Origin of the sequence: Streptomyces sp. UNOB3_S3, assembly GCF_020740895.1 — a bacterium.
Classification (GTDB): Bacteria; Actinomycetota; Actinomycetes; order Streptomycetales; family Streptomycetaceae; genus Streptomyces.
This window is the reverse complement of the sequence record NZ_JAILXP010000708.1, coordinates 1-1,158: the sequence shown is the minus strand read 5'-3', so window position 1 is coordinate 1,158 and position 1,158 is coordinate 1. Positions and strand designations below refer to the sequence as shown.

The following is a 1,158-nucleotide window of genomic DNA, read 5'->3' as shown; positions in this document are numbered from 1 at the left end:
TCCCGGTGATCACCGCGCCCGCCGCCAGCCCCCACGTGCCGAGCACACCGGCGACGGGCGCGGTGATCACCGGGATGTAGAAGACGGCGTTCTGCCCGGCGACGGTGCAGATGGCGCGGGTGTCCCCGTCGAAGCAGCCGTCGCTGGCCATGACGTTGAGGGGGAGGAGAAGGAACGTGAACGCCGCGAAGACCCACAGGGCGACCCCGCCGAGGTACTTCAGGACGAGGGTGGTCGGGTCGCTGCCGGGGTCGATGTCCGTGGTGTTCGTTGTCATGCGGCAGACGCTAGGCAGGGCGTGGTGGCGAGCGTATCCGTAGCGGTACTCAGGTGGGAGTGCGCGCGGGTGCGGACGTACTCACACGGACGGCACCGCGCTATGCCCGTACCCGCGCCTCGTTCCGTATCCGCAAGGTCTTCATCGCCGCCGCGTCGAGATCGACGCTGTCGCCGGGGACGGAGACGGTGGCCACGGTGCTGTGGTCGCTCCACCCGCAGACGGCCACCGAATTCGACTGCCCGGCGCGGGTGGCGGCGAGGACCTGGCACGTTACGGGCGTCTGGGCGCCGGGCGGCGTGATCTCCTTGGCGGGGGTGGTGACCGTGACGCCTTCGTTCTCGGTCATGCCCCGGAGCATGCTGTCCAGAGCACGGTGCGGATCGTCGATCTCGCCGTAGCTCCCGGCGAGGAGCATGGTCTGCTGCTCGTCTCCCGAGGTGGTGGCGTACTGCCCGCTCACCATTTTCATGTCGTGCTCGTTCCTGCCGTTCCTCTGACCCGCGAGCTTGTCGTCCATGGCCTGGCTGAGGTCCTGGGCCAGGATGTACTGGCCGTCCAGGAGGGTATGCGGCACCGTGAGCCGATAGCGCTCGGAGTCCTTGCCTCCGCTGACACTCGGCGCATGGTGCCGATCCCCCTGACCACCGGACGACACATACAGCAGGACGCCGGAGAGGGCGGGCAGACCGAACACCACGCCGACGACGATCCCGACGATCGCCCCGGCACCCAGACGCCGGGGCGCGGGCGCCATGGGCGCCACGGGCGGCATGGGCGGCATGGGCGCCACGGGTGCTCCCCAACCACCCGGCTGTGAGTACGGGGAGCCATACGGCTGTTGCACCGGGTACGGCTGGGGTGCGGCCGGGGGATGGCTG

General features: G+C 69.8%; 1 protein-coding gene and 1 pseudogene. Both read right to left on the bottom strand.

Going from position 1 to position 1,158, the window contains the following annotated elements; translation table 11 throughout:
- Positions 1 to 277 (bottom strand): annotated as a pseudogene (locus K6I33_RS35185) (hypothetical protein); the annotation flags it as partial.
- 100 nt (positions 278 to 377) lie between these two features.
- Positions 378 to 1,158: hypothetical protein (locus K6I33_RS35180; RefSeq protein ID WP_229358854.1), on the bottom strand; the 781-nt coding region annotated here is incomplete at its 5' end.